The 25,117-nt window shown below is 46.2% G+C and carries 24 protein-coding genes, 1 other RNA gene and 2 pseudogenes; 15 read left to right on the top strand and 12 right to left on the bottom strand.

Annotated elements, in window-relative coordinates; all coding sequences use genetic code 11:
* Nucleotides 1-29: 29 nt before the first annotated feature.
* Together D908_RS00730 and recR are read left to right on the top strand one after the other, a co-directional pair.
* Nucleotides 30-359, top strand: coding sequence for a YbaB/EbfC family nucleoid-associated protein (locus D908_RS00730; RefSeq protein ID WP_000467102.1), 330 nt, complete (start codon nucleotides 30-32; stop codon nucleotides 357-359).
* Between the two features lie 14 nt (nucleotides 360-373).
* Nucleotides 374-975, top strand: a pseudogene (gene recR / locus D908_RS0120105) (recombination mediator RecR).
* 67 nt (nucleotides 976-1,042) lie between these two features.
* On the opposite strand, the gene D908_RS00725 reads toward recR, so the two are convergent.
* Nucleotides 1,043-1,291, bottom strand: coding sequence for a YkgJ family cysteine cluster protein (locus D908_RS00725; protein WP_000340589.1), 249 nt, complete (start codon nucleotides 1,289-1,291; stop codon nucleotides 1,043-1,045).
* A gap of 141 nt (nucleotides 1,292-1,432) precedes the next feature.
* Here D908_RS00725 and D908_RS00720 point away from each other — a divergent pair, with 141 nt between their 5' ends.
* Entirely contained in the window at nucleotides 1,433-1,870 is a 438-nt protein-coding gene (locus D908_RS00720) for a YcgN family cysteine cluster protein (protein WP_000106699.1), read from the top strand.
* A 90-nt stretch (nucleotides 1,871-1,960) separates the two neighbouring features.
* Here D908_RS00720 and D908_RS00715 read toward each other — a convergent pair whose 3' ends face one another.
* Nucleotides 1,961-2,704, bottom strand: a complete 744-nt coding sequence (locus D908_RS00715; protein ID WP_005527765.1) for a YciK family oxidoreductase — start codon at nucleotides 2,702-2,704, stop codon at nucleotides 1,961-1,963.
* A gap of 157 nt (nucleotides 2,705-2,861) precedes the next feature.
* On the opposite strand from D908_RS00715, the gene sohB reads away from it, so the two are divergent.
* Nucleotides 2,862-3,923, top strand: a complete 1,062-nt coding sequence (gene sohB, locus D908_RS00710) for a protease SohB (RefSeq protein WP_005527766.1) — start codon at nucleotides 2,862-2,864, stop codon at nucleotides 3,921-3,923.
* Between the two features lie 86 nt (nucleotides 3,924-4,009).
* Here sohB and D908_RS00705 read toward each other — a convergent pair whose 3' ends face one another.
* Nucleotides 4,010-5,077 carry a PLP-dependent cysteine synthase family protein gene (locus tag D908_RS00705; RefSeq protein ID WP_005527768.1) on the bottom strand — a complete coding sequence of 356 codons (1,068 nt, stop codon included), beginning with the start codon at nucleotides 5,075-5,077 and terminating at the stop codon, nucleotides 4,010-4,012.
* A gap of 121 nt (nucleotides 5,078-5,198) precedes the next feature.
* Here D908_RS00705 and D908_RS00700 point away from each other — a divergent pair, with 121 nt between their 5' ends.
* Nucleotides 5,199-5,657, top strand: a complete 459-nt coding sequence (locus D908_RS00700) for an Lrp/AsnC family transcriptional regulator (protein WP_032467781.1) — start codon at nucleotides 5,199-5,201, stop codon at nucleotides 5,655-5,657.
* Between the two features lie 10 nt (nucleotides 5,658-5,667).
* Here the strand turns inward: D908_RS00700 and tesB are convergent, their stop codons facing one another.
* Nucleotides 5,668-6,528 carry an acyl-CoA thioesterase II gene (gene tesB, locus D908_RS00695; RefSeq protein WP_000042754.1) on the bottom strand — a complete coding sequence of 287 codons (861 nt, stop codon included), beginning with the start codon at nucleotides 6,526-6,528 and terminating at the stop codon, nucleotides 5,668-5,670.
* Between the two features lie 149 nt (nucleotides 6,529-6,677).
* Between tesB and D908_RS00690 the strand changes: the two genes are divergently transcribed.
* Nucleotides 6,678-7,112, top strand: a complete 435-nt coding sequence (locus tag D908_RS00690) for a YbaY family lipoprotein (RefSeq protein ID WP_000756877.1) — start codon at nucleotides 6,678-6,680, stop codon at nucleotides 7,110-7,112.
* A gap of 39 nt (nucleotides 7,113-7,151) precedes the next feature.
* Here the strand turns inward: D908_RS00690 and D908_RS00685 are convergent, their stop codons facing one another.
* Nucleotides 7,152-7,454, bottom strand: a complete 303-nt coding sequence (locus D908_RS00685) for a DNA base-flipping protein (protein WP_001071327.1) — start codon at nucleotides 7,452-7,454, stop codon at nucleotides 7,152-7,154.
* Nucleotides 7,455-7,504: 50 nt separating this feature from the next.
* On the opposite strand from D908_RS00685, the gene D908_RS00680 reads away from it, so the two are divergent.
* The 5 genes and pseudogenes from D908_RS00680 (at nucleotide 7,505) to D908_RS00665 (ending at nucleotide 12,210) form a co-directional block, all read left to right on the top strand.
* Nucleotides 7,505-8,248 (top strand): VP0952 family biofilm-associated protein, encoded by a 744-nt coding sequence (locus D908_RS00680; protein ID WP_005527773.1) that lies wholly within the window; start codon nucleotides 7,505-7,507, stop codon nucleotides 8,246-8,248.
* Nucleotides 8,249-8,442: 194 nt separating this feature from the next.
* Nucleotides 8,443-10,461, top strand: coding sequence for a GGDEF domain-containing protein (locus D908_RS00675; protein WP_005527775.1), 2,019 nt, complete (start codon nucleotides 8,443-8,445; stop codon nucleotides 10,459-10,461).
* Nucleotides 10,462-10,594: 133 nt separating this feature from the next.
* Nucleotides 10,595-10,691: signal recognition particle sRNA small type (gene ffs / locus D908_RS21230), an RNA gene on the top strand.
* Between the two features lie 258 nt (nucleotides 10,692-10,949).
* Nucleotides 10,950-11,874, top strand: a pseudogene (locus tag D908_RS00670) (hypothetical protein).
* A gap of 3 nt (nucleotides 11,875-11,877) precedes the next feature.
* Nucleotides 11,878-12,210, top strand: a complete 333-nt coding sequence (locus D908_RS00665) for a hypothetical protein (RefSeq protein WP_005527778.1) — start codon at nucleotides 11,878-11,880, stop codon at nucleotides 12,208-12,210.
* Nucleotides 12,211-12,307: 97 nt separating this feature from the next.
* On the opposite strand, the gene D908_RS00660 is transcribed toward D908_RS00665, so the two are convergent.
* Nucleotides 12,308-13,345 (bottom strand): DUF1254 domain-containing protein, encoded by a 1,038-nt coding sequence (locus D908_RS00660; RefSeq protein WP_005527779.1) that lies wholly within the window; start codon nucleotides 13,343-13,345, stop codon nucleotides 12,308-12,310.
* A 160-nt stretch (nucleotides 13,346-13,505) separates the two neighbouring features.
* On the opposite strand from D908_RS00660, the gene D908_RS22840 reads away from it, so the two are divergent.
* Together D908_RS22840 and D908_RS0120110 are read left to right on the top strand one after the other, a co-directional pair.
* On the top strand, nucleotides 13,506-13,742 hold the full coding sequence (locus tag D908_RS22840; protein WP_005527781.1) for a helix-turn-helix domain-containing protein: 237 nt from the start codon (nucleotides 13,506-13,508) through the stop codon (nucleotides 13,740-13,742).
* Complete coding sequence (locus D908_RS0120110) at nucleotides 13,724-14,380, top strand: LysR substrate-binding domain-containing protein (protein ID WP_005527783.1); 657 nt, start codon at nucleotides 13,724-13,726, stop codon at nucleotides 14,378-14,380. The genes D908_RS22840 and D908_RS0120110 overlap by 19 nt, the downstream gene beginning before the upstream one ends.
* Nucleotides 14,381-14,429: 49 nt before the next feature.
* Here the strand turns inward: D908_RS0120110 and D908_RS00655 are convergent, their stop codons facing one another.
* Entirely contained in the window at nucleotides 14,430-15,302 is an 873-nt protein-coding gene (locus tag D908_RS00655; RefSeq protein ID WP_005527785.1) for an AraC family transcriptional regulator, read from the bottom strand.
* Between the two features lie 182 nt (nucleotides 15,303-15,484).
* On the opposite strand from D908_RS00655, the gene nrtS reads away from it, so the two are divergent.
* Both nrtS and D908_RS00645 read left to right on the top strand, forming a co-directional pair.
* Complete coding sequence (nrtS, locus tag D908_RS00650) at nucleotides 15,485-15,763, top strand: nitrate/nitrite transporter NrtS (RefSeq protein WP_001133512.1); 279 nt, start codon at nucleotides 15,485-15,487, stop codon at nucleotides 15,761-15,763.
* Between the two features lie 187 nt (nucleotides 15,764-15,950).
* The gene (locus D908_RS00645) at nucleotides 15,951-16,670 is read left to right on the top strand and encodes a methyl-accepting chemotaxis protein (RefSeq protein ID WP_226048013.1); all 720 of its coding nucleotides are present in this window, start codon (nucleotides 15,951-15,953) and stop codon (nucleotides 16,668-16,670) included.
* Nucleotides 16,671-16,781: 111 nt separating this feature from the next.
* Here the strand turns inward: D908_RS00645 and iutA are convergent, their stop codons facing one another.
* The 5 genes from iutA to D908_RS00620 all read right to left on the bottom strand — a co-directional run bounded on the left by iutA (nucleotide 16,782) and on the right by D908_RS00620 (nucleotide 24,909).
* A complete protein-coding gene (gene iutA, locus D908_RS00640) occupies nucleotides 16,782-18,953 on the bottom strand; it encodes an IutA-like xeno-aerobactin receptor (RefSeq protein ID WP_005527788.1) in 2,172 nt (723 codons plus the stop codon).
* Nucleotides 18,954-19,056: 103 nt separating this feature from the next.
* Complete coding sequence (locus D908_RS00635; protein ID WP_005527790.1) at nucleotides 19,057-20,367, bottom strand: lysine N(6)-hydroxylase/L-ornithine N(5)-oxygenase family protein; 1,311 nt, start codon at nucleotides 20,365-20,367, stop codon at nucleotides 19,057-19,059.
* A gap of 66 nt (nucleotides 20,368-20,433) precedes the next feature.
* Nucleotides 20,434-22,203 carry an IucA/IucC family protein gene (locus D908_RS00630; RefSeq protein WP_005527792.1) on the bottom strand — a complete coding sequence of 590 codons (1,770 nt, stop codon included), beginning with the start codon at nucleotides 22,201-22,203 and terminating at the stop codon, nucleotides 20,434-20,436.
* Nucleotides 22,203-23,120, bottom strand: a complete 918-nt coding sequence (locus D908_RS00625) for a GNAT family N-acetyltransferase (RefSeq protein ID WP_005527794.1) — start codon at nucleotides 23,118-23,120, stop codon at nucleotides 22,203-22,205. The genes D908_RS00630 and D908_RS00625 overlap by 1 nt, the downstream gene beginning before the upstream one ends.
* Nucleotides 23,113-24,909, bottom strand: coding sequence for an IucA/IucC family protein (locus D908_RS00620; protein WP_005527797.1), 1,797 nt, complete (start codon nucleotides 24,907-24,909; stop codon nucleotides 23,113-23,115). Before D908_RS00620 ends, D908_RS00625 begins: the two co-directional genes overlap by 8 nt.
* Between the last annotated feature and the right edge of the window lie 208 nt (nucleotides 24,910-25,117).

The following is a 25,117-nucleotide window of genomic DNA, read 5'->3' on the forward strand; positions in this document are numbered from 1 at the left end:
AACGTTTAACGATAACCAGAGAGATAAAGATGTTTGGTAAAGGCGGAATGGGCAACCTGATGAAGCAAGCCCAACAAATGCAAGAGCGTATGCAAAAGCTGCAAGAAGAGATCGCAAACATGGAAGTGACTGGTGAATCCGGTGCTGGCCTTGTGAAAGTGACAGTGACTGGTAGCCACAGCGTACGCCGTGTCAACATCGATGAAAGTCTGATGGAAGACGACAAAGAGATGTTGGAAGATTTGATTGCAGCTGCATTTAATGACGCCGCTCGTCGTATCGAAGAGACGCAAAAAGAGAAAATGGCTTCAATTACCGGTGGAATGCAACTGCCTCCGGGCATGAAAATGCCATTCTAATCTGAGCTGAATTTATGCGTACCAGTCACATGCTGGAACATTTGATGGAAGCATTACGCTGCCTGCCGGGCGTTGGCCCAAAATCAGCGCAGCGTATGGCATTCCATCTGTTACAGCGCGATCGTAAAGGCGGTTTACAACTGGCTGAGGCACTGAGTCAGGCGATGGTCGAAATCGGTCATTGTCAGGAGTGCCGAACCTTTACCGAGCAAGATGTTTGCCACATCTGTAGCAACCCTAAGCGTAAAGAAAATGGTCAGCTGTGTGTGGTCGAAAGCCCGGCAGATATTGCTGCGCTGGAAGCTACCGGTCAGTTTTCTGGTCGCTATTTTGTGTTGATGGGTCACCTGTCACCACTAGATGGCATTGGCCCGAGCGATATCGGCTTGATACTCTGGATTATCGCCTACAGCGTAAAGACATCAGTGAGGTGATCCTCGCTACGAATCCGACTGTAGAAGGTGAAGCTACTGCGCAATACATTGCGGAGCTGTGTCGTGAACATCAAGTTACCGCAAGTCGTATTGCCCACGGTGTACCTGTGGGGGGCGAGTTAGAGTTGGTGGATGGCACAACCTTATCGCATTCGCTGTTAGGTCGTCATAAGCTGTTTTAACTCAGCCCGAATAATCAAATTGCCGCTCAATGAGCGGCATTGTTTTATCTTCATCCACATTAACTGATCAGGTTAATCGCTCAAGCTCGGTTAAGTTGGTAAGGGCTTGTTGATCAGTTTTTCCGCAAACGATAGGGCAGGCTTTGAAATCATGGCACACCTTTGGGCGCTCAGGGCGACCAAATAGTTTGCACAGATTATCGTCATTGAGCTGAATACAGCGCACCCCAGCCGGTTTGCCGTGCGGCATACCGGGAATGGGTGAAGAAATACTTGGTGCGATACAACAAGCACCGCAGCCTAATCGACAATCCATCATGAACTCTTTGCGCTGGAAAAATGGGCGGCCATCCTAACAGAAAGCACAATAGGATGCACTGACTTGCTCTCTCCTTGCACTTTGGCGGCGCAAAGAGTATAAATCGACCCCCCGATTGATTAACCGTAAGACAATGCAATGAGTACACCCTTCTGGCAAAGCAAAACTTTAGATCAAATGACCGAAGCCGAATGGGAATCGCTGTGCGATGGCTGTGGTAAATGTTGCCTGCACAAACTCATGGATGAAGATACGGATGAAATCTACTACACCAATGTGGCGTGTAGCTGGCTCAATAGCGAAACCTGTTCTTGTAAAGATTACCCAAATCGCTTTAGCTCAGGTGAAGAGTGTTTAAAACTCACCCGCGACAAGATTGAAGAATTTATCTGGCTGCCCGATACCTGCGCTTACCGTTTGCTCGGAAGTGGTCAAACACTTCCGGAGTGGCATCCTTTGCTGACCGGTTCGAAAGACGCCATGCATGCCGCCGATGAAAGTGTGCGCGGTAAAATCGTCTATGAAGTGGATGTGATCGATTGGGAAGATCACATTGTGCTGATGAGCCGAGATTAAGCTCTTTCCTAATCGATGATGTTAGGGAATAAAAACGCCTTGCTTCTCGCAAGGCGTTTGTCTTTGAGCGAAAGCCAAAACTAAACCGCGTTATTTCTTCGGTTGGGCATCAATACATTGCCCATGAACTTCACGGCCTTCTGGAGCCATCAGATACAAATAGAGGGGCATGATGTCGAGCGGCGTTTTTAACTTGTCTGCATCTTCCGCTGGGTAAGCTTTCGCGCGCATTCCGGTACGAGTACCACCCGGGTTAATCGCATTGACACGAATGGTACTGTCGCTCAGTTCATCGGCCAGAATTTGCATCATGCCTTCGGTGGCGAATTTAGAAATGGCATAAGTGCCCCAAAACGCGCGGCCACTGTGTCCCACTGTTGAGCTGGTAAACACAATTCGTGCATCCGGAGATTTATGCAGCAAAGGTAGCAGTGCTTGTGTCAGTAGAAACTGCGCTTTTACGTTCACTTGCATTACTTCATCAAAGCTGTCTTCGCCAATTTGATCAAAAGGGCTGAGCACGCCAAGCAAGCTTGCGTTGTGTAGAACGCCATCCAAGCGGCCAAACTGCTCTTCAATGGTATCCACCATATCCAGATAGTTTTGTTTGCTCGCGCCCTTCATATCTAAGGGTACGATGGCGGGTGTAGGGTAACCGGCTGCTTCAATCGCATCATAAGTTTGTTCAAGCTTTTTCACGGTGCGACCGAGGAGGATCACGGTGGCGCCATGTGCTGCGAAGCTGATCGCTGCTTGTTTACCGATACCGTCGCCGGCACCCGTTACTAAAATCACTTTCTCTTTCAGGGCATCTGCTGAGACTGAATAATTCACGTCTTACATTCCTTATTATTCTTGGCTCTTCTGGTTGATACACCGCGGTTATTCTCGTTAACCACGCGGGGAATGTGGCTCAGAAGAGGATTTGCTTTAAGTCTTCGTGACAAGGTGGTTACAATACACCAATTCGCATTGAAGAAGGATGAGTCACTTGGAGTTTTTGTTAGATTACGGCCTGTTTTTGGCCAAGATTGTGACTGTCGTAGTCGCGTTGGTGGCGGTGTTGGTGGTGGTTAAATCACTGGGTGGACGCAGTGGGGCGGCCAAAGGTGAACTGGAAATCACCGATCTGACCGAACAGCACAAAGAGACAGTTGAACGTTTAGAATCTTATCTGCATGACGATGCCTTTTTAAAAGCGCGTGATAAAGCAGAAAAGAAGAAAGAAAAAGCAGAACAGAAAAGTCGTGAGAAATCACTCAAACAAGCGGCAAAAGAAGGCGAATTGGAAAGCAAACGCGAACCGCATCTGTTTGTGCTCGATTTTCATGGCAGCATTGATGCCAAAGAAGTCGCTTCACTGCGTGAAGAAGTGAGCGCGATTTTGGCGGTTGCACAAGCGGGTGATGAAGTATTACTGCGCTTGGAAACTGGTGGTGGCATGGTGCATGGTTACGGTTTGGCTTCCTCACAGCTTGATCGTATCAAAGCGGCAGGCTTACCTCTGACCATCTCAGTCGATAAAGTGGCGGCCAGCGGCGGTTATATGATGGCGTGTATCGCCGATAAAATCGTCAGTGCACCGTTTGCGATTGTTGGTTCGATTGGCGTGGTGGCTCAGTTACCGAACTTCCATAAACTACTGAAAAAGAACGATATCGAATTTGAACAACTTACTGCGGGTGAATACAAACGTACGTTGACTATGTTTGGTGAAAACACGGATAAAGCGCGTGACAAGTTCAAATTAGAGCTCGAAGAAACCCATCAACTGTTCAAAGACTTCATTCGTGATCATCGCCCAGCGTTGGATCTGGATAAAGTCGCTACGGGCGAACACTGGTTTGGTACACAAGCTAAAGCGCTGGGTTTGGTTGATGAGATTCAGACTTCCGATGATTTGATTGTTGAAGCGTGCAAAAACAAAACCGTGCTTCTGCTGCGTTATGTGCAGAAGAAAAAGCTGGCCGATAAATTGGCTGGGGTGGCGGGAGATGCAGCCGACAATGTGTTGATGAAACTGATCAGCCGAGGCCAACGTCCATTAGTGTAATGTTGGTTCCCATAACGGGTCTCTAATGAAAAAACGCGCTTAGTGATTTCTCTAAGCGCGTTTTTTATTTGATTTAGTGAGACGACTTAATCAAGGCAGCCTGTAGCGGAAAACGTCTCCAACTTGTGCTGATATTCGCTCAAGTCGCCGATGTTATTTTTCACCCATTCAGGGTTGTAATAGGTGTCAAGGTAACGTTCACCACTGTCGCACAGTAGAGTGACAATCGAACCTTGCTCACCGCGACGCTTCATTTCACACGCCAGTTGCAGTGCGCCATACAGGTTAGTGCCTGTAGAGGCACCGGCTTTACGGCCAAGAATTTTCTCCAACCAGTAAATGGTTGCCACACTGGCGGCATCTGGAATGGCGCGCATTTCATCCACTACGTCAGGAATAAAACTCGGCTCGACTCTTGGGCGGCCAATGCCTTCAATTTTGCTCCCACAATTGCGTGTCAAAGCGGCATCGCGAGTACGGTAGTAGTCATAGAAAACCGAATTTTCAGGGTCAACCACACACAGTTTGGTGTTGTGTTGCTGATAGCGAATGAAGCGGCCGATAGTGGCAGAAGTGCCGCCTGTTCCTGGGCTCATTACAATCCAACTCGGGACTGGGTGTTCTTCCATCTGCATTTGGCTGAAAATACTATCAGCGATGTTGCTGTTGCCGCGCCAATCGGTGGCTCGTTCGGCGTAAGTGAACTGATCCATATAATGGCCTTTCAGTTCCTTTGCTAGGCGGTGAGATTTGGCATAAATCTGATCTGAGCGGTCTACAAGGTGTGCCTTGCCACCATAGAACTGAATCTGCTCGATTTTTTTACGCGCCGTGCATTTGGGCATCACAGCAATAAAGGGCAGACCAAGCAAGCGGGCAAAGTAAGCCTCAGAAACCGCGGTGCTGCCAGACGAGGATTCAATAATCGTGGTTTCTGGCCCAATCCAGCCATTACACAGACCATACAAAAACAGTGAACGTGCTAAACGGTGTTTGAGAGAACCTGTTGGGTGGGTACTTTCATCTTTCAGATAGATATCGACACCAGAGACGCAAGGTAAATCGAGTTTAATCAGGTGCGTATCGGCAGAGCGTTGGTAGTCTGCTTCAATTTTACGAATTGCGCTGTTAATCCACTGATGGTCAGTACACATAGTCAAATTTCTCCCTTGAGTTACCGAATAAGTTTAGCTAGAGAAGGAGAGAAAAACTTTGCCATTTTGCCTGCGCTTTTGTAGTTTTGGAGAAAAATTTTCTCCGTAAAGGGTGCTTTGTATGTTGCTTGATAAAATTGATCGGCAAATCTTGGCAATTTTGCAACAAGACTGCACAGTCTCGCTCAATGAATTAGCGGAAGCGGTGAACTTAACCACCACACCTTGCTGGAAGCGCTTGAAAAAAATGGAAGAGGGCGGAGTGATTCGTGAGCGGGTAGCACTACTGGATGCTCAAACACTCGATCTCTCTTTCACGGCCTTTGTGATGGTGACCACCAATAACCACTCCCATGAATGGTACTGCCGTTTTGTTACCGCAGTGGAAGAGTTTTCAGAGGTGATGGAGTTTTATCGCATGGCGGGAGAATACGATTACATGATGAAGGTGCTAGTCAAAGACATGAAGTGTTTTGATCAGTTTTATAAAAAGCTGGTCAATAGCATTGAGGGGCTGAACAAAGTGACCTCCACCTTTGCGATGGAGTCACTTAAATACACCACGAGATTGCCTCTTTAAGCGCGATTATTTAGTCGAGGAAACGCATCACGCCTTCTTGCACTGCGGTGGCAACGAGGTTGCCTTGGCGATCGTAAATCTCGCCACGCACTAAACCGCGTGTATTGCTCGCCGTTGGGCTTTCGATGGCATACAACAACCAGTCATCCATCTTGAATGGGCGATGGAACCAGATGGAGTGATCAATGGTGGCGACTTGGAATTTTGGGGTCATCAAAGAAACACCATGTGGATGTAAGGCGGTGACCAAAAATCCCCAGTCAGACGCATAACCAAGTAGGTATTGATGAATGAGTTGGTTATCCGGCATGTTGCCGTTAGCACGGATCCACAAATACTGTTTCGGCTCCGCTTTTTGTGGTTTCAACGGGTTAATGACGGTTACTGGACGCATCTCAATCGGCTTTTCACCACAAAAAGTTTTCTGCAGTTTTTCTGGCAGGAAGTGAGCGATTTGCGCTGCAAGTTCAGATTCTGAAGCAAAGTTTTCTGGTCCTGGAACCACAGGCATGGTTTTTTGGTGCTCAAATCCCGGTGCATCACCATGATAAGAGGCGGTCAGGTAGAAAATAGGGCGTCCATTTTGAATTGCTTTGACGCGGCGTGTGCTGAAGCTTCTGCCATCGCGCAAATTTTCCACATCGTAAATGATCGGTTTTTCTGGATCGCCAGGATAGAGAAAATAGCTGTGGAAAGAGTGAACGGTGCGGTCAGATTCTACCGTGTAACGTGCCGCAGACAGTGCTTGACCGATCACCTGCCCACCATACACTTGAGGAAGACCCAAATTTTCGCTGGCACCCCGATAAAGTCCCTCTTCCAGTTTCTCCAATTGCAGCAGACTTAATAATTCGTCTAACGGTTTACTCATTACCCAGGATCCTTTTTTACTATTTTGATGATTTTGTGATGTTAGTCAGATATTTGTCAATAATCTCGCTGTCCAATGACACAGATATCCCAGCAGCATATAATTTCCATGTTTCTTAATTTGTCATTTTTATTCTGTCGTGAGGCCCTATGAAAAAGGTTCTGCTTATTGTTATCTCTGCTCTGTTTGGTTCTTTACTCGTAGGTTGCCAAATGAATGAATCTGCCGCTAAAACGCAAGACAAAATCCAGTCTATTACTGGTAGCGTGGCATACCGTGAACGAATTGCGCTACCGGATAATGCCGTGGTGACTGTGTATCTACAAGATGTGTCTTTGGCGGATGCGCCTGCAACCGTGATTGCAAAACAGAACTTTATCACTAATGGTATGCAAGTACCGCTAGAGTTCAACTTAGCGTATGACAGCAGCAAAATTAAAGCGAGCCACAGCTACAGTGTAAGTGCCCGTATTGAGGTGGATGGTAAGTTGCGCTTTATTACTGATACTCACTACGGTGTGATCACCGATACGAATGCAACAAAACAAGTACAGATGATGCTGGTAGGCGTGCAAGGCCAGTAGCGGAATAGGTAAGCCCAATCCATTAAAACAATGGCAGCCTTAGGGCTGCCATTGATATTTCTTCAACGATATTTTTCCTGCCTCGCTCACTTCCACACCTTCTGCCAACAAATGTCGCTGCTGGCGAACAAAGTCTTCTCCTTGTAGTGAGATTTTTCCTTGGCTATTAATCACTCGATACCACGGCAACTGACTGCCTTCTGGTAGATTACCGAGAGCTTTGCCCACATGACGAGCATAGCCCGGATAGCCTGCCATTTTGGCTATTGCGCCGTAAGTTGAAACTTTGCCAACCGGAATTTGGTGAATTACGACAAAGATCTGTTGTAAAAACTGGTTCATAATAAGAAGCCCGAAACGGAGTTTACCAAGGATAGGTATAGGGAGGTGACATGATACTGTCTGCCGTACAATTTCTCATCGCAACCCTTTTCGCTATTGTGGCTGCGCATATCGCTGGGTTAAGCGAAGGCGACATCCCGATCATTGCGTTTTTGATCCCCGCACTGTGGTTATTGCCAAAATCTGGAATTTCCAGTGCCGTGATGTTGGCTGCCATTGGCATTTTTGGTCTCACCTTGCCACTGCAACCGATCGCTTTATCCATTAGCCAGTGGGTGATTATCCCTCTATTAATGGTGGCATTTTCGCCGCGCAGTAACTGGGGTGTTATCTTAGTCAGTGCACTGATTGTGCTCACTTTACAAGTGGGCATCATGGTAACCCAATCGGCAGGTAAACTGGAAGGTTCACCTGTGGTGACTGTAGTGCAAATACTGATGGTAATCTTGATCTGGTGGGCTGCACGTGGTTGGAAACCTAGTCACTCTCATAGCTGGTGGGCATTGGCGCTAATCATTCCCCTTTGGGTGGCAGAGCAATTTTATGCCGCTGCTCTGGCTTTATTGATTACTGGGATTATTGCTGCATGTGAATATTTATCCCGAAAAACGACACCGACATTAAACTGGGGTACTCTCCTTGGCTGGAGTTTGCCTTGTGTGAGTTTCGCCGCTTTAGTGGTGTCGCCAGTGACAGAAGTGCCAAATCCGGTTTTTGTGGTATGGATTTGTATCTTGGCGACCGCGTGGACAACCGATTACGTGCTCAAAAGCACAGAAGAAGCTCATGATTAATCAGGGGATTCTTCGATTTATTGTTTGAAGGAATAGAAATAGCGTGATCATGCGCGGTTAAGTATTGCCATTTTGCATGATTATTTACTAAGGATTAGTCAGCTTTATGAAATTTATCACTTAAAGTTGATAGTGGGGTGTGGGTATTTGAGATAAAATGCGCCCCAAAAAATAACATTTAATATTCAACGTCTATGCTGTCTAATGCTTTTTCTCGCTTAGTCTTGTTGCTATTGGGATGGTTAGCCATATCAACCAGTAGCTTGGCTAATTCTCAATCTTATGTGGTGGCCACAGAAGCCGATGATGTGGTCACTCGTGTGCTGTTTGATTCGATTGCCTATCACTTCAATCTTGAGATTGAATACGTCAATTACCCCAGTTTTAACCATATTTTGATGGCAATAGAGTCTGGCCAAGCTGACTTTGCTGCCAATGTGACTTACACCGATCTTCGTGCTCAACGCTTTGATTTCTCCAGTCCAACGAACATTGAATACACCTATCTCTACAGCTACGGCGGGTTGCGCTTAAGCGATATTCGCACTTTAGGTGTTCCCAAGGGCACGATTTATGGAGATTTAGTCAGCAAGCATTATCCCTACATTCAGCAAGTGGAGTATCAAGGCCATCGTGAGGCACTCGCTTTATTGGAAAGCAGTCGTGTAGATGGGGTAGTCGATGCCATCAATCAGCTTAAACCCATGTTACTCAAAGGGCTTGATGTACAGCTATTAAACGATCAGTTACCGATTCAACCGGTATCCATTGTCAGCCCTACAGGCAGACACACTGAGCTTCTGGGCAAAATTGAAAAATACACACACTCGGCTTATATACAGCGTTTATTACGGGAGTCTATTCAAAAGTACCAATTGGATATTCGTAAGCAGGCTCTGCGCCAAGCCGTGATTGATAGCGGCCTGAATATGCAGCGTGTACTGCGAGTAAAGCTTGAAAATAACCCGCAATACGCACTTTATCAGGCGGATGGTTCTGTAAAAGGGATCAGCGCAGATGTGTTGTTTCAAGCCTGTGACATGTTACTGCTCAAATGCGAGTTGGTCAGTCATGAGCAAGAAACGTGGGAAAATATGTTTGCTGATTTGCAGGACAAAAGCATTGATATTCTCGCGCCAGTTACCATTTCGCCACAACGTAGAAACTTCGTCTATTTCAGTGAAAGTTACTATCACCCAGAAGCGATTTTGGTGAAACGAGAACACTATAAAGATAATGTTTACAGCAATGTGTCGGAGTTAGTAGCCGAGCGTGTCGGGGTCGTGAAAGGTGACTTCTTTGAAGAGTTGCTGCAACAAATGCTACCTAACAAGACACTGCTAACTTACGCCAGTCAAAAAGAGAAAGTACAAGCCTTGATGGATAAAGAGGTTGATTACATCGTTCTCAATCGAGCGAGTTTTAATCTACTGCTTCGTGAGTCCGAGGAAATGCTCCCCATTGTGGAAGACACCATGATTGGCTCTTTCTATCAATACGACATTGCGATTGGTTTTGCTAAAAATCCATTGGGTGCCACTCTTGCTCCGCTTTTCTCTCGTGCCATAAAAATGCTCAACACTGAGCAGATTATCCATACTTATGACTACCAACCGAATTGGCGAGCCACTTTGCTGGCGGAAAAGAAATATCAACGCAGCACTCAGTGGCTATTTGCCATGGCCTTGTTGGCTCTGTTCATGGTGGCGTTTTATCTACATGGCATTTCACATACGGATAATTTAACTAAGCTGCGTAACCGTCGAGCCCTGTATAACCGCCATCGTCGAGGATTGTCACCTCGGCAGTCATTGGTGTATCTCGATGTGAATAAATTCAAATTGATCAACGATCAATACGGCCATGAAATTGGGGACAAAGTGCTCAAGCAGTTGGCACAACGCATTGATACTGTGTGGCGAGGCCGTAGCTATCGTATTGGTGGTGATGAATTTATCTTGATTGGAGAATGCTCTGCGCAGCGATTGGATCAAGTCGTGAATCAGTGCGAGCGCTTCATCTTTGTGGATGCTGAACGTGATGTGAGCTTTGAAGTGACAGTAGCCATTGGTATTGCCAAAAGCCGTGACCGCACTATGTCGCTTAACGATGTGATGCATCAGGCAGACATTGAAATGTATCGTGCGAAATCGGAGTCAGCCCCATATCACTTCAAGCATGATTTGAAAGTCAAAGCATTACACATCGTTTGACCAAAGTGGCGAAATGCTGCGCTGTTAGAAGGGGATGCAAGCTAAAAGTAGGATTATCGCTTGCATTGCCCAATTCGATGTTTAATAATCGCACCCGATTTGGAGGCAATCCAAACTCAAAAATCGATGGAGGCCCTGGTCCTCCCGCAACACTAGTTCGTGAACCTGGTCAGATCCGGAAGGAAGCAGCCACAGCGGATGATGTGTGTGCCGGGATGTGGCTGGGGCCTCCGCCCATCTGATGATTTTAAAATTGTAACCTCACCCAATAAATCCAATCCTTTCCTTTTAAAATTTGTAATGTGTCCTACACTGGCTTTGGCTGTTTTTTCAGCGTTATGGCGCTGTCTGCACGTTTAAGTGCTTAAGTTATTTCAGCATCTAAAACGTCTGCAGTTTATTCAGTACTAAAAATCCGCTCACTAAATATTCTGCTGTGTGCACTGAATTTTTAGCTAACGACTTACATTCTTAATAGGCAAAGGAATATGTATACAAGACGTGGCGGATCAGTACGCTCCGCATGGAAACTCAGTTGGGTTATTTTACTCGCCGTGACCGGATCAGTAGGCTGTGCGTCAAACGAATCGATGAGTTTGATCAGTGAATACGCGAAACAGACAAGAGCTTTTGAAGGTTTACCAAACTGCGGATGAAGTAAGAATCAATGCCAATCTTGTCGAAGCGGTGAGAGATGGGGTAACGGGTAAAGATCTGCAATTTAAAACGATCGATAATGCAGGCCAAGAAACGCTATTACAGAATTTGCATGATTTTTCTCAAAGCATTTACTTACTCTCGACCGACGATCGAGGCGAATCGTTAGATAACAACTCGGAAAAGTTAAATGATTCCTTGATGTCACTAGCCGAAAATTCTCAAGTAAATGGGATTGATTCAAAACAGGTTGAGATTATCTCTGTCAGCGTGAATGCGTTGGCGCGTGCTTATACAGAGCGGGCTAGGTACCAGTACCTAAAGCAAATTTTGATTGGCTCTCAGCCTGTTATTCAAAGTTCTTTCGATTCATTAAATGGTGAACTTGAAGCATGGAAAACGGCAACCAAAGTTTCACTTGAGAAAGAGCTACGCATTCGTCTTTTTCTGCTAAACAATCCGAACCTTTGTGAAAGCCGTGATGATGCTAAATGCGTGAATTATTACCACTCGTTAGAAGAGAGGGTGGATGCGTATCGGAAAGCTTATGCATTGAAGTCCCACATTATTCATCTTGATGCTCAATTTTCGAAACTAGAAAAGGCATTAAAAGCCATTCAGAACTTGAACATTTCAGTGGTTAATTCTTTGAATGAAGACGATGATTTTTCAAAAGCTGCTGCCAAAAAAGCCATCAAATCAACCCAAAAACAGATCGATGCGATTAAAGAGTTTCGCAATAAATTAAAGGATTAATGCATGGAAGTGAATCACAGTGAAAGCTACGCTGAACTGAAAAGTATGTACGATGAACTCCAATCCTATTTGGACTCTGTATTGTTGGAGCCGGAAGACGAAGTCATCTTGCTAAAATGCGAAAAACTTGGTGAGCAAGTCTACGCCTATAACGTCGCTATCATTGAAGGCAACTCTTCTTTACATAGCGCAAAGAGTGAAAGCATCAGAGCACTGATTGAACAAGCGAAAACTGCGAAAGAGGCCTTAAAGAAAGCGGAAGATAAGGTCAAAACGCTAGCGAAAGTTGCCAAAGTTATTGATAAGGTTTTGGAACAACTCTCGAAACTATTCTAGAAAGAAGAGATATTGGATTGGTCTTTGCGTTGAAGCGTTATGTAAATAAGGTAAGCAGGCATAGCCAACCTGATTAGGTTGGCTATTTAAACGCAATTTACTGAGATACTGGCGTAGGCAGCGGAAGTTGATAAGAACCGTTTACCACATCTTCTTTTGCACGATAGACTCGCATCCCCAAATACCAATTGTCCGATGGCGTATCGAGGCGATTAGCAACATCGCCACATAACTCTTTTGAGCCGAAATAAAGCGTAAAAGTACCATCTTCATTTCGCTTAATTGTGCGGTCATTTAAGTTTGAAATGCCTTCATGCAAATACTTATCTGCCCCATACATAGTAAATGAGAAAAAGCCGAGTTTATTAAAGCCAGGTTCTTTATAGGTCGCGCTATAACACACGTCTTTTGATAACCCATAGTCACGATACAAATACATAGCGTCTTGAGGTGGCAGTAAACCTAATGCTACCGCGACCCCCATTTTTTGTTTCTCTGGGTCTAACGTGCCATGAGCACCGGATGTTTCGTTGAAGTTTGGTAATTGAGCGGCTTTAACTTGGTATTCAGCTCGTATTGAATCAACGCTTTTCATGTCCCATTGTCGAGGTTGATAGTCTTTGACCTTCACACCTTGAGGGAAAGTCACCTTGATCTGATCCTGCAGCGTATTTACATACTTGATATCATTTGTATCGGAAGCATCTACTTGAGTGCGAATTACAATTGCCGCGAATTCTGTCTGCGATTTAATTTCATGATCACCGGCCCCGTAAAATACTTGATCGATGTAGTGATCACTTTGCAAAATCATGGCGGACTGATAGCGGTTATCCTTCGATTTTGGCAGCGTAATGACCGTACCTTTAGGGACATTGAAAATGCCAAATGAATAAACAGTGTCACGATTCATGGTGACTGCAAGCTGCTGATCAAGCGCCATTAAATTACGGTCATGTCGAAACGTATTTGCTCCGGCAGTTTTATAAATATTTGCAAAAGAAATATCGACTTCAGCTTCGACATAATTATCTGTAGTAACAGGAATGACAGCGGGCTCTGCAGCATAGGTAGCAACACTGCTTAGCGCTGCGGATGTCACGAGTAAAGACAAAAGCGTTTTTTTACCAATCATTTTTTTCTCCACGAATACTCATCATTTTTGACTAACCAACGGCTTAAACGTAGCTAGGTTTTGAGAAATCTTTTGAATCAACAGATGCTATAGTACGAGAAACTTTTGGATTAAGAGGGCAGAAGTACTTGAACAAAATTCAAGATATAAGGAGGCCGACATGCGTTTTGATCTCGATTTTAATTTGCTAAGAACATTGATCGTCTTGGCGGATAAGCAAAATCTGAAGAAAGCGGGCATGGCTTTAGGGTTAACTGAAAGTGCGGTGAGTAAACAAATGGCGAAGCTAAGAGATCAACTGAATGATGATTTATTCGTTCGGATGTCAGGTAAGCTTGAGCTACAGAATACACATTATCGATTTTGCCTAAAGTCAAAATGGCGCTCTCTGATTTAGAAGAAGCGGTGACACCAGCGGCATTTGATCCTTCAACATATGCAGAGCCTATTCACATCGCACTGCCTGATTTGGTTATGGAAAGGTTTGGCATGGTGCTTTATGAGCAGCTGCTGCAGGTTTTCCCCAAAGCATCGGTGACGCTTCATTCATGGGGTGATGACACCGAAAATCGGATAATCACGGGGAGCATTAACTTTGGCATTCATTTATTGAACCCAGACAGGTCGATGAGTATCTATCAGCAAAAAATATCGAATGACAAACTGGTGATTGCGACGGCGACAAAACATGGAAAACATCATTGGGATGAAGTGAAAAGCTGGCCATTTATCAAGCAAAGAGCGGTGGGTTGGAATGAGCAGAAATTTCAGTTTATAGAACACTTGCATAAAACAGGGATTAATCTGAACTATGCCCACGACATTGATACTGCATCTTTTGCATTGAAACTCATGTTGCGCCAAAAAGTTGCAAACGTGCTGCCACATTTAGTCTTGGGTGATGATTTTGTTCAAGTAGATGGTTCTGAATTTATTCATTACGACGCGATTTGGGTGTCGAATGTGCGGCTCACGGACAGAAAATCCCCGCTATACCAATATTTGCACAAGTTAGTTTTAAAGATGTTCCATTAGTTTCAATGAACCCATTGAGATTACTGGGCTTTACTTTAGAGATTTTCGCTTATTCAGATTGGCGGGCTTTTCCGGGGCTGATTAAGAATGCTTTCTTAAACGCTCGGGAGAAGGCTGCCTCTGATCGATAGCCTACCGATTCGGCAACCGAGGAAATGGCTTCTCCAGCTTTAATTTGGCTCCATGCAATCTGCATACGCCACCAAGTCAGGTATTCGATCACAGTCGAACCACTGATTTGACGAAATGAGTTAGCGAGTGCAGTTCGTGACATCGCACAGTGTTTAGCCAATGTCTCTAAAGTCCAATAGTGTTCTGGTTGTTGATGAATAGCAGAAATCACTCGGCGCAGTTTAGGGTGGGCGTAGAGTGCTAGCATGCCAACATGGTCTGAACGCGTGTACAGATACGCTCTTAACGCGTAGATAAACAGCAATTCGGCAAGCCGGCCAATAATCGCGTTTGAGCCTGTGTCAGTTTGATAACTTTCACTGATGATCAGCGACATCATGGCCGATAGCCACTCATCACTCTCTGCCGCTTTAATCACAAACACATTGGGTAAAGCTTGGATGATGCCTTGAATACCCACATGCTGAAATTCTACTTTCGCACACAATAGCCCTGTTGAATGGGGATCTTGGCACTGCGCATAACTAAGATGCTGTTGTTCACCTGTCCGGGTTGCCACGGGTGAAAGCGTGTGATTCAACTCTTTAGGAAAAATAACCAGATCCCCCTCTTTTAAGATGGCATGCAACTGACTCGGAACATCGAGCTGACATTCACCCTTAGTCACCATATGAAAGCTGGTAAACGAGGTTTGTTCTTTATTGATAACCCAATTTCCGCACACCTGAGCGTTGTGATACACCTCAACATTCAATCTCATGTGCTGAATCAAATGAGAAAAAGGCTCCAAATTTGTACTCCTGAGCATGATTTGTGTACGAATTGGCATTCATCGTACAGGTCGATTGGCTTAGTGTTAAGCCCTTAAATAAGAAATCATGCGACTCACTCGCTAAGGCGATGTGTTAGCACAACGCTGAAAGCAATAAAAAACCAATAACAACAAAGAGAGTGATAGAGAGGTGCCCACCCATGCCAAACCCCGAAGCAGCCGCAAAAAGTGAAGCAACAAAAAGTACGATTTACGATTTTATTGCTACGGCTAAAACACCTTCTATTTTAAAACGTTCAGTGAAAGTGGCAGCGATTGTCGGTACGGTTTTAATGATGATTAATCATGGGGATGTCTTGTTGGCTGGGCAGATTGAAAGCGAGCGAGTATTAAAAATTTTGCTAACGTATATGGTGCCATTTTGTGTTTCTACCCAAGCCAGTGTGAGTGCCACGTTAGCCATGCGAAAGAGTGCCTAATCCAATGAAATTTAAATTATTCCAAAAAGCATTATCCCAAGAACAGATCATTGTTGAACGCTCGCGCTTGCAAGAGTTGGAAGCCATTGAAGCGCGTTATCATCAATTGCTGCAAGATAACCCTCTGCAATTTGCCGAACAGATTGTCACTAATGCGAGCAACGTGAATAAAGCATCGGCTAACCGTATGGCTTCGATTACGGAAAGCTCAGAGTTGGTGGGGTACTTTATTGAGCAATCCAACGATATTGAACGATTGTCGGAGGACTCATACCGTTCTGCATCGCAAACCGCAGCCACCGCCTCGCAAGCCATTTTGAAATTGCACGGTGTTATGGATCAGATCCACGATTCAAAAGTGCAAATTTGTGAATTCACCAAACTACTTAACTCACTAGAGCAGAACAATAAAAACATTGGCAAGCTGGTGGATGCGATTAAAGGCATTGCCGCGCAAACCAATTTGCTTGCGCTGAATGCTGCGATTGAAGCGGCTCGAGCGGGTGAGCACGGGCGCGGCTTTGCTGTTGTTGCAGATGAAGTGCGTTCATTGGCGAATACCGCTACGGAATCTGCCGATAGCATCAGTTTTGAGATGAAATCGATTATGGATATTTCTGCACAGGTGATGGAAAAGCAAAAAGAAGTCGAGCAGGTGATCCATTACAGCGCAGAAATCGCTGAAAAAACGGTAGTGGATATGGAAACCTTGGTGCAGATGTCGGGTGAAAGCCAAAGTTTTGTTGCCAATGTAATTGAAAGCGTACAAAAGCAGTTGTCTGATTCGCAAACCATTCAAAGCAATATGCACAGGTTGGTGGAAGATACCAGAGTCGCGCTGTCACTCTCGGGTTCAAACCATGAACTAGCAAAACAGATCACCCAAGCTTTGACCAAAGTGGCTTAGATTTAACGGTTGTTTTTGGAGCGAAGAGAAAAACGCAACGATTAAGCTTTATCGTAAGATCGTTTGATGAAAATAGGCCGCCACCCATGGAATGAGTGGCGGCCTGTTAGTTTAGAACTTCACTTGGTAGTTCAGGGTATAAGTACGGCCACGGCCTTTGTAATCGAATGCCGCAGCATCGTAGGTTGAGTAAACGATCTGAGCACGCTGACCCCAAATGGTGGTGTAGTCGTGGTCAAATAGGTTGAGTACACCAAAACCGAGACTGCCCACTGGCAACTGGTAGTTACCAACTAAGTCAAAGATGGTGTAACCATCCAGTTTATTCTGTTTGTCATCTTTGTAGTCAAACATGGTTTGGCTCTGTAACTTAACCGCCAGATCCGCGTCATACCAACCCGCCCAAGCACTGGCTTTTGATGTGCTGGCTTCGCCGGCAGTCATATCTTCCCAGCCGTTATCACCTTTGACTTCCGAGACCACGTAGTGGCCTGACGCACCCAATTGAACGTTGGTGTGTACCCAGTAAGACGCCATGGCTTCAAGGCCGTAAACGCGTTTCTTATCTTCCACTTCTTCAATCAATAAGGTTTTCTTGTTGTAAGAAACGGATTTATCCGAGGTGGAATAGTAGGCTGCAGTTTGCAGGTTGAGGCTGTCTTTCTCTAAACGGTAGCCCAGCTCAAAGCTGTTGGTTTTAATGCCTGACATTTTAGAGCTGTCGACATTGATGCTGTCTTGCAGCGCCCAGTGGTTGCCGACCCGTTTATAGTTGCCTTGACCATAGTATTTCGCAGGGTCAGCCAGATCGAAACCTTGTGAGAAGTTAGCCCACACTTGCGAGTGGTTATTGAGATGATAAAGCGTGCCTAAGTTGAACAGACCCACGTTGTAGTCAGTTTCGCCTCCTGGTACAGCATCGGCAGAAGTCCCTTTACCTTCTGCAATGTTTTTCTGCTGTTGGTTGCCCACGAAATCATCGATCTTATTGACCATATGTTGGTAACGGAAGCCACCTTCGACTGACCAGTCGTTCGTAATGTCGTAACCTGCTTGAACAAAGCCAGCGACAGAACCTACTTTAATCCCTGGGTAACGACCAATTTGTGCGTAAGTACGGTTGATGAGGTTTCCTGAATTATTGGCAATGGTTTTGTCATACAGGGCTTGGTTATTCTCCATCTGATCTTTGTAAGCATCAATCCCATACACCAGATTCAGTTTGTCAAAATTCTTTGCCAGAGCGGCCTTGAGTGAGATGACATCCGTGATCTGCTGGCTAGAAGACTGGGAGTAAGGGGTATAGGTTTGATCTTCTTTACGGTAGGAGGCTTCTGCAATCAGTTGGTGATTCAAGAACTCATCATTGACGTAAGACGCACTCAGCATCATGCGTTCTGTGCCGTGTTCGCGGTCTGAGTCAAAGCCGTTTCTCACGTCCACAAACTTGTTATTAACGATGTACAGGCCGTAAGGGGAGTCTTGCTGGCTATCATAGTATTGCGCCAACAGGTTGAGTTTTTGGGTTTCAGAAATATTCACACCCACAGTCGTCATCAAATCAACGGTTTGGTTGAATTGCAGAGAGCCTTGTGAAATGTCGGGTGTGACGATATCGCCGTTGGCATCAAAGAAACCTTGGGTTTCGGTATACACCACAGAAGCGCGGGCTTGAACTTTATCGTTGCCGCCTGAGATGGATTGGCCGACTTTGTAGTCAAAATCTTCGCTAGAATTAAAACCAGACTTTGCGCCGACGTAAGATTCAAATTCGAGCTCTTGGCTTGTCGCTTTCTTGGTGATGATGTTGATGACACCGCCCGATGCGCCCGCACCGTAGATAGACGTTGCACCAGAAAGCACCTCGATACGTTCAATGTTAAACGGGTCGATAGAATCCATGTGGCGACTGATTTGACGCGAAGATTCGAGGGATACGCCATCGATCATCACCAGCATTTTGCGTCCACGCAGATTTTGGCCGTAGTTGGTCCGTGCGCCTGAGCTGACATCCAGTGATGGAATGGCTGATGCGAGAATCTCGCCTAACGTTTTACCACCACGATATTCTTGTTCGATCTGCTCTGAATCGATGTACCAAACGGTTCCCGGGATATCACTGATCGCTTTCGGGGTGCGGCTTGAAACCACCACCATTTCGTCAAACAATGTTTGTTCTTCTGCTACAACGGGCGTGGTAAAGATGACACTGGCTACGGCAATTGCTGCCGCAGACAGTGACAAAGGTGTGGATGGTAGCAATTTTCCTTTTGTAGATTTCATTTTCTTCTCTATACGTATGTAAAAATAAGCCCTTAGGCCACTTGGGTGTTCGGGGCTGATTGAAATGCCACTCACCTTTGGAGTGAGTGACAAAAAAGTGAGTTTAAGCGACCAATTTTTTCGCGATGGCGCTAGGCGATAGCCAATCAATCATTCCTTTTCCGGAGTCGATATCGAAAATAGTTTGTCCCGCAAGGCGATTGATGATGCGTGCACTGCGCCACGCCATAAGGCTAAGCTGCGGCTCGGCAATACCATGGCTATGCATCCCAGCATTCACGGCGAAGATCTTGTTACGTTGTTGTCCTTCCCACTTAAGCTCAAAATCTGGGGTCATTTGGTAGCGGTTGTGCTCATCAAGATCGAGCAGCGGCAGAATCGTGTTCAAACAGGCGGGATAGGGCGCTTCAAAGCCCGTCGCCAGAATGACGATGTCTGCTTCGTACGTTTCTAAACACTGCCCCAGTGCATTGCTGGCGGTCAGTTTGAACGCACTGCCCTGTGCACTCATTTGAGTTAAGGCGCGGTGTGGTAGCAGCCTTACCCATTTGTCTTCCTTGAGTACATCGAATCGGTGGTAAAGCTCTTGATAAATGGTTAACAAGGCTTTTTGTGTTACTCCATCCGAGGTCAGTTTCTGGTTTGCCACCTCTTTACGTTTGACGCTAGGTGACAAATGAAAGAAAGCATCCACGTAATCGGGCGCGAAAAACTCATTGGTAAACGCGGCTTCATCGAGAGGTTGATAATTGGCGCGGCGAGATAGCCAGTCGAGTGACTTGGGTTTGCCCCATTTCTGCTGTAAAGCGTTAATGAAAATATCTGCACCGCTTTGCCCGCCACCAATGATCAGCACACGTTTGCCAGTGAAGTTTCGCTCTTGTAGCCCAACGTCTGCGGCGTGGAATACGCGCTCACCAAGGTGTGCTTTGGTGCATTCGGGTACTGAAGGAACTTTGCCTGTGCCAATGCAGAGATTTTTCGCTTGGTAAGTGCCTTGATTGGTGTGCAGCGTGAATGCCTCACCGGTGTATTCCACCTGTTCAACTCGGGTTGAAAACTGAACGTTATCCAACTGATGAGCTACCCATGCGAGATAGTCAGAAAACTCGTGACGGCTGATGCATTTGAGCTCAGCAGACAAGAAACGATAAAACTTTTTGTTCTTCACCAGATAAGAGATGAAGGAGTAGCGACTTTCTGGATTCACCGCGCTCACCAAGTCCTTCAAAAACATGGTTTGCATGTGGGTGTTATCAAGCAGTAATCCCGGGTGCCAAGAAAAATGGTCACGGCTTTCAAAAAAGCGTGCGGAAATTTGCGGTTTGTCCGCCAGTAGGGCAGCAATGCTAAGGTTAAATGGACCGACGCCGACACCGGCGAAATCAAGTTTGGCGTTGTTAGTGTGTTCCATAAGAGCAATCCTTTTCTTTGGGTAATGTCGGCTTCGTTAACACTAAAATTATGGTTATGTGGTTAGTTAGCCTTGGTGTTCCAGTGCTTTGGTCAATGGGTTGTTGAGCATGTCATCCATGTCAGGCAGCATCCTTGATGCGCTGGCATCTGTGCTGTGGCGAAACTTGGCTAAGTTCAGCCCGATCCGTAAAATTTTCGTCTTAAACAGGTCGAACTGTTCAAACCTTGGTTGGTACTCACGATGGGCGGCCATGTAAGCTTTCAGTCGGTCACCGAGCAGGCGGTAAAATTGCGGCTCGGAGAAGCCCAATTTGGCCACTAAGGGCGAAATAAAACGTAACGTGGTAACAAAGTGCCCGGTTTGTAAGTCATGAATAATCAGGTGTTCTGGCAGGCGAGCGGTGACTTTTTTCACGCTGTCATCCAGTGAAGCCTGTTCTGGATACTCACTGCTCACTAAGCGCATATCGCCTTGGAAATCCTTGAGTAGAATGCGTTTCGGGGCGTGGTTCTCCAGCACTAAAGTGACGTTCTGCCCATGCGCAATCAGCGAGACACCGTATTTGCACAGCAGGTGGTAATATGGAATGACCACCGCATCAAACAGTTTGCTGAGCCAAGCTTCGAGGGTTAACCCAGAGGTTTGGACGTATTCCGCAATCAGTGGTTGACCTTGATTGTCACTTTCCATCAGTGCCGCCATTAAGATGGCGCGTTCACCGGCTTTTAATTTGGAAGCCGCCGATTCACGCCAAATCACACCGAGCAGTTCGTGGTAGCGGTATGGAGCATTAGGCAGCAGAGCGTAGTCCGCTTGGGCGGCGAAGGCGGCTGCGGGTTCTTGCAACACTTCGGCCTGTTTCGCGATCAGCAGGGGATCAGATTTAAACACCTGATCGATCCAGTCAGAAGCCGTAGGGCCGGCCAAAATGTAGCGCCCCGGAATCCCTCGGTAGCAGGAGGTATTCATTACCGTGAGCGGCAACTTGATGTCGTAACTCGCAGGACGAGTGACATTACTTAAGGTGCGCAGTGACAGTTGAGGCAAGAAGTGATCGCCAAACTCGCCTAAATACACCAACTGCTTAGTCGCGATTTCACGTACAAACAGCAGGGCAAGTTTATTGCTCCATTGCCAAGGATGAACCGGAACATAACGATAATCATGAAGTTCAAGCTGATAGGAAGCCAACAAACAGTCCATCTGCTTGATTTCATCGGGCGTGATGGCGCTTTGCAGTAAGGCTTGCCATGTGACTTCATCGTTGGTGGCGAGCTGCAAAATCGAGTGATGAACCGCGACCCAACCCAGTTGGAAAGCGCGTTCCGCTTCTGGTGCATACAGCTGCAAATCATCACTGCCCCAACCGCGGCGGCCTTTATTGAACACAAATTTCGGATGTCCATCAAAGTAGGTTTGCTGCTGCTCGCACGGCAGCATGGCCAGATCTCGCGCCGTCATGGCTTGCTTGCGCTGCATCAGCTTGCAATCACCGAGTAAGGTGGCATTGAGATCTTCGAGATGTTCGGCGAAGGCGTCATCCGGCATCTTGAGCAGAGGTTGCAGATCGCGCATCAATAGCGCGGCGGAAATCGGCTGCTCCGTCTCGATTTCGGCATGGCGAGTAATTGAAGTCGGGTCAATCATGACCTGCCCCCAAATATTCTCTTCGCCAGCAAAGCAATAACGTGTGCCATTTTCTAAGTTGAGGTGATAACCCTGTGCGGTTGGCTCAAATTGAAACGCTTGCTCATAAGCGAACTCACTGAGGATTTTGCCCACCATCTTCTGATTGGCGACTGCCCAGTAACGATGTAGCGCTAACTGATCCATTACCATCGCTCCGCAAAAAATTGCTCACGATTTAGCATCAACAATGCCGAGCGTTTATGGGGGAAGTTGAACTCAAAACACTTGCGGTAACCCAGTGGCAAGATGCGATTAAATAAGCGTTCATTGTCAGAACGAGGCTCAAGCACAACGCGGTTGGTGCGAACATCGTCAATAAACAAGTAGTGGCTGATGGCGCACATCCAAGCGTTGAAAAATTTAGGGCCGCGGAAGGCTTGCTCGCCGACAAGCAAATGGATACCACGGTCATAATTCTCTACTGCGTAGTATGGGCTGAGTCGATCTTCAGCAACCCAATAGGCTTCCACATAACCAAACGGTTCACCGTTAAATTCGCCAATCAGCGGGATGATGTGTGGATCAGCAAGGCGCTGCTCAAGAAATTCGGCGAGTTTTTCTTCACTCCATGCTTGTTCCCAAAAGTGCGCCACGCGAGGGTCGTTCATCCAGCGTGTGAAGCGTTGCAGATCTTTATCCAGCTCAATCACTCGGAAACTGACGTTCAACTCGGTATCAAAATCATACCTTTGGTACACCTGGCCTTGCGGCATAGGCGGACGTAAAGGGTGATGGCGGTATTGGTTGTTGGATTGAATAAGCTGCAGTGGGAAATTGCTTGACGGTTTGTGTTGGTGCCAAGCGAGTGGCAATTGGTAAAAAGCGCAGCGAGATACCTTTTGATCAATCAAAGGTAAGAGTTGCTCAATCCAGGTTTGAATCTCAGGGTCACGAGCCACCACTTTCAGCGCATCAATCTGTTTATCTTGGCTGAACAACTGGTCAATTTCGCGCACGAGTTGCGGGGCAATTTCAGAGCAAACCAAATCACTGGCGTGCAGGGTCAATTCAATAACCGGTTGAGGATCGGTGCTAAAAATGAAGGTATTAAACTTAGACATGAGCAATTTCCTCAACACGAGCCAGAGGGTTAGGTAAATCGAAATAGATCACAGCCGGATCGGGAATGGAGTTTTCATTAAAGTTTTGTAAGTAACAGAAAAAGTTACCTTTACAGCACAGCGCCTCACTGGTCAGTACATAGCGCAGGCAGAGATCATCCTTCACCCCGCTTTGCAGCAGCGCGTTAAGGTTGTGATACAGAATCTCGATGAGCTCACTCTCTTCCACATCCAAATTCGCGCAGATCGCAGAAATCAGATTGAAGGTGGAGTTGATGATGAGGTAGTAAGCGAAGTAGCGGCGTACTTTGTCTTGGTTCCAGTAGTTTTCGAGCGCTTCTTTTTGATCGCCAAGTTGTTCGCCAAACAGCTTAAATGCCAAATCGGTATAGCCAGTGCCTTGGCAGTCGCGATAGTACATACCCACTGGGAAGCCTTGCTCTAACTGCATGACGATATTTTGCTGGTGGGCTAAAAACACAATCCCAAAATTGGCCTGCAAGTGGAACAAAGGTACAACGGCATGGCGGCAATAAGCATCAAACCATAGGCTGGCTGCTTGGTGCGAAGAAAGGTGTTGTTGTGTGGCGTAATGCTGAATGCGTGCCGCCACAAGGCTACTGCCACCATATGGGTTTTGTTGGGTGAGCGTTGCCAATACCACGGCTTCTTCTGCCGGATAATCCATCAATGGATTGTCTCGAAATGCCACAAGACTCTCGTCAATGATTTTGCCATTCAGATCTTTCAGTCCGATATAGGCAGGTTCTTGCATCAACTGGAAACCTCGTCTGTTACCGAGCTGTTGTGCCAGTTGTGGGTGCTGGAACAGATCATTGAGTCGTGTTCCGCGAATCACTTCTTTCAGTGACAGGTTACGGATGGAATTGGTGAGTTTGACACTGAGCGAGAACTTGAGCATGTAAGGCAAACCCGGCGCGTAAAGTGAGCGCGTGGACGAGGTTGGATACCAAGTTGCACCGAGTTGACCTAGATTCTGGATTTGCTTGGTGGCGATGTAGCCTTTTATTGATGGGTTCTCTGCCATTACATGCCATTGCCATGGATGTACGGGAAGCAGCCCATGACCTTGTTGCTGCGCACCCTGCAAAGCTTCAACTAATTTGGGATCGTGCGCGACGAGTGCTTCAAATCGCTGGTTGAAATGAATGTCAGCAGAGCTACCGCTAGTGAGAAGTGATTGTTCGACGCTCAGCCAGAAGAGTTTGAATTGACCACCGAGTTCGGGTGAGTAGAGCTTGGCATCGCTCAAACTAAATTGTTCACGGCTTTTGGGGGCAGGGTGGAAAGAGTGGCCGATCAATAACCCCTGTTCTGCGGTTTTAAAATCCAGTTGTTCGGTAAATAACTGCTCTTGATAGGGAGAGTGTTCGATGGCCTGTTCAGTGTTGCGATGACTTTCTAGAACTCGTTTAGTGAAAATGGCTTTTTGCGCTTCGCTGACGATGCCGACGAGTGCAGGCTCGTTAACTATGTGTTCAATGAGCTGCTCGACACTCAGCGTTTTAATGCTGTCTTGCGTATGCAAAAGAGCAGGTAGGCAATATTCATGGCTCCCAAGGGAAGAAAAATAACTGAGAGGGATATTAATGAAGTCTGAGTTTGCCAGAGGGAGTCGATAAACACGTTTTCCATCTTCACCACAAAGTAGTTGGACTGATTGACTCTCACGGGCTAATGAATTGAGAAAACACGCGATAGAAGGTTCATTTGTGTTGGCCCAATCGTTTGATTTTTCGAGGTTAATCCGCTCGTTGTTGCGATGCATTCCGTTTCTCGCCGTCTTATTAATCAAAATGTAGAGTAATGCTAATTATTATCATTTGCATGATCAATAGGTTTTTGTAGATTTGTGCGAATTTTTTGTTAAAAAAGTAATTGAATAATTAAATCAATTCGTTAGATGTGTGTTGAGAAGGCAGGTAATGAGGAAATAGCAGAGAAGGCTAACAGCGTAGCCTTCTAGAAGATCGCAT

Origin of the sequence: Vibrio mimicus CAIM 602 (genome assembly GCF_000338875.1) — a bacterium.
Taxonomy (GTDB): Bacteria; Pseudomonadota; Gammaproteobacteria; order Enterobacterales; family Vibrionaceae; genus Vibrio; species Vibrio mimicus.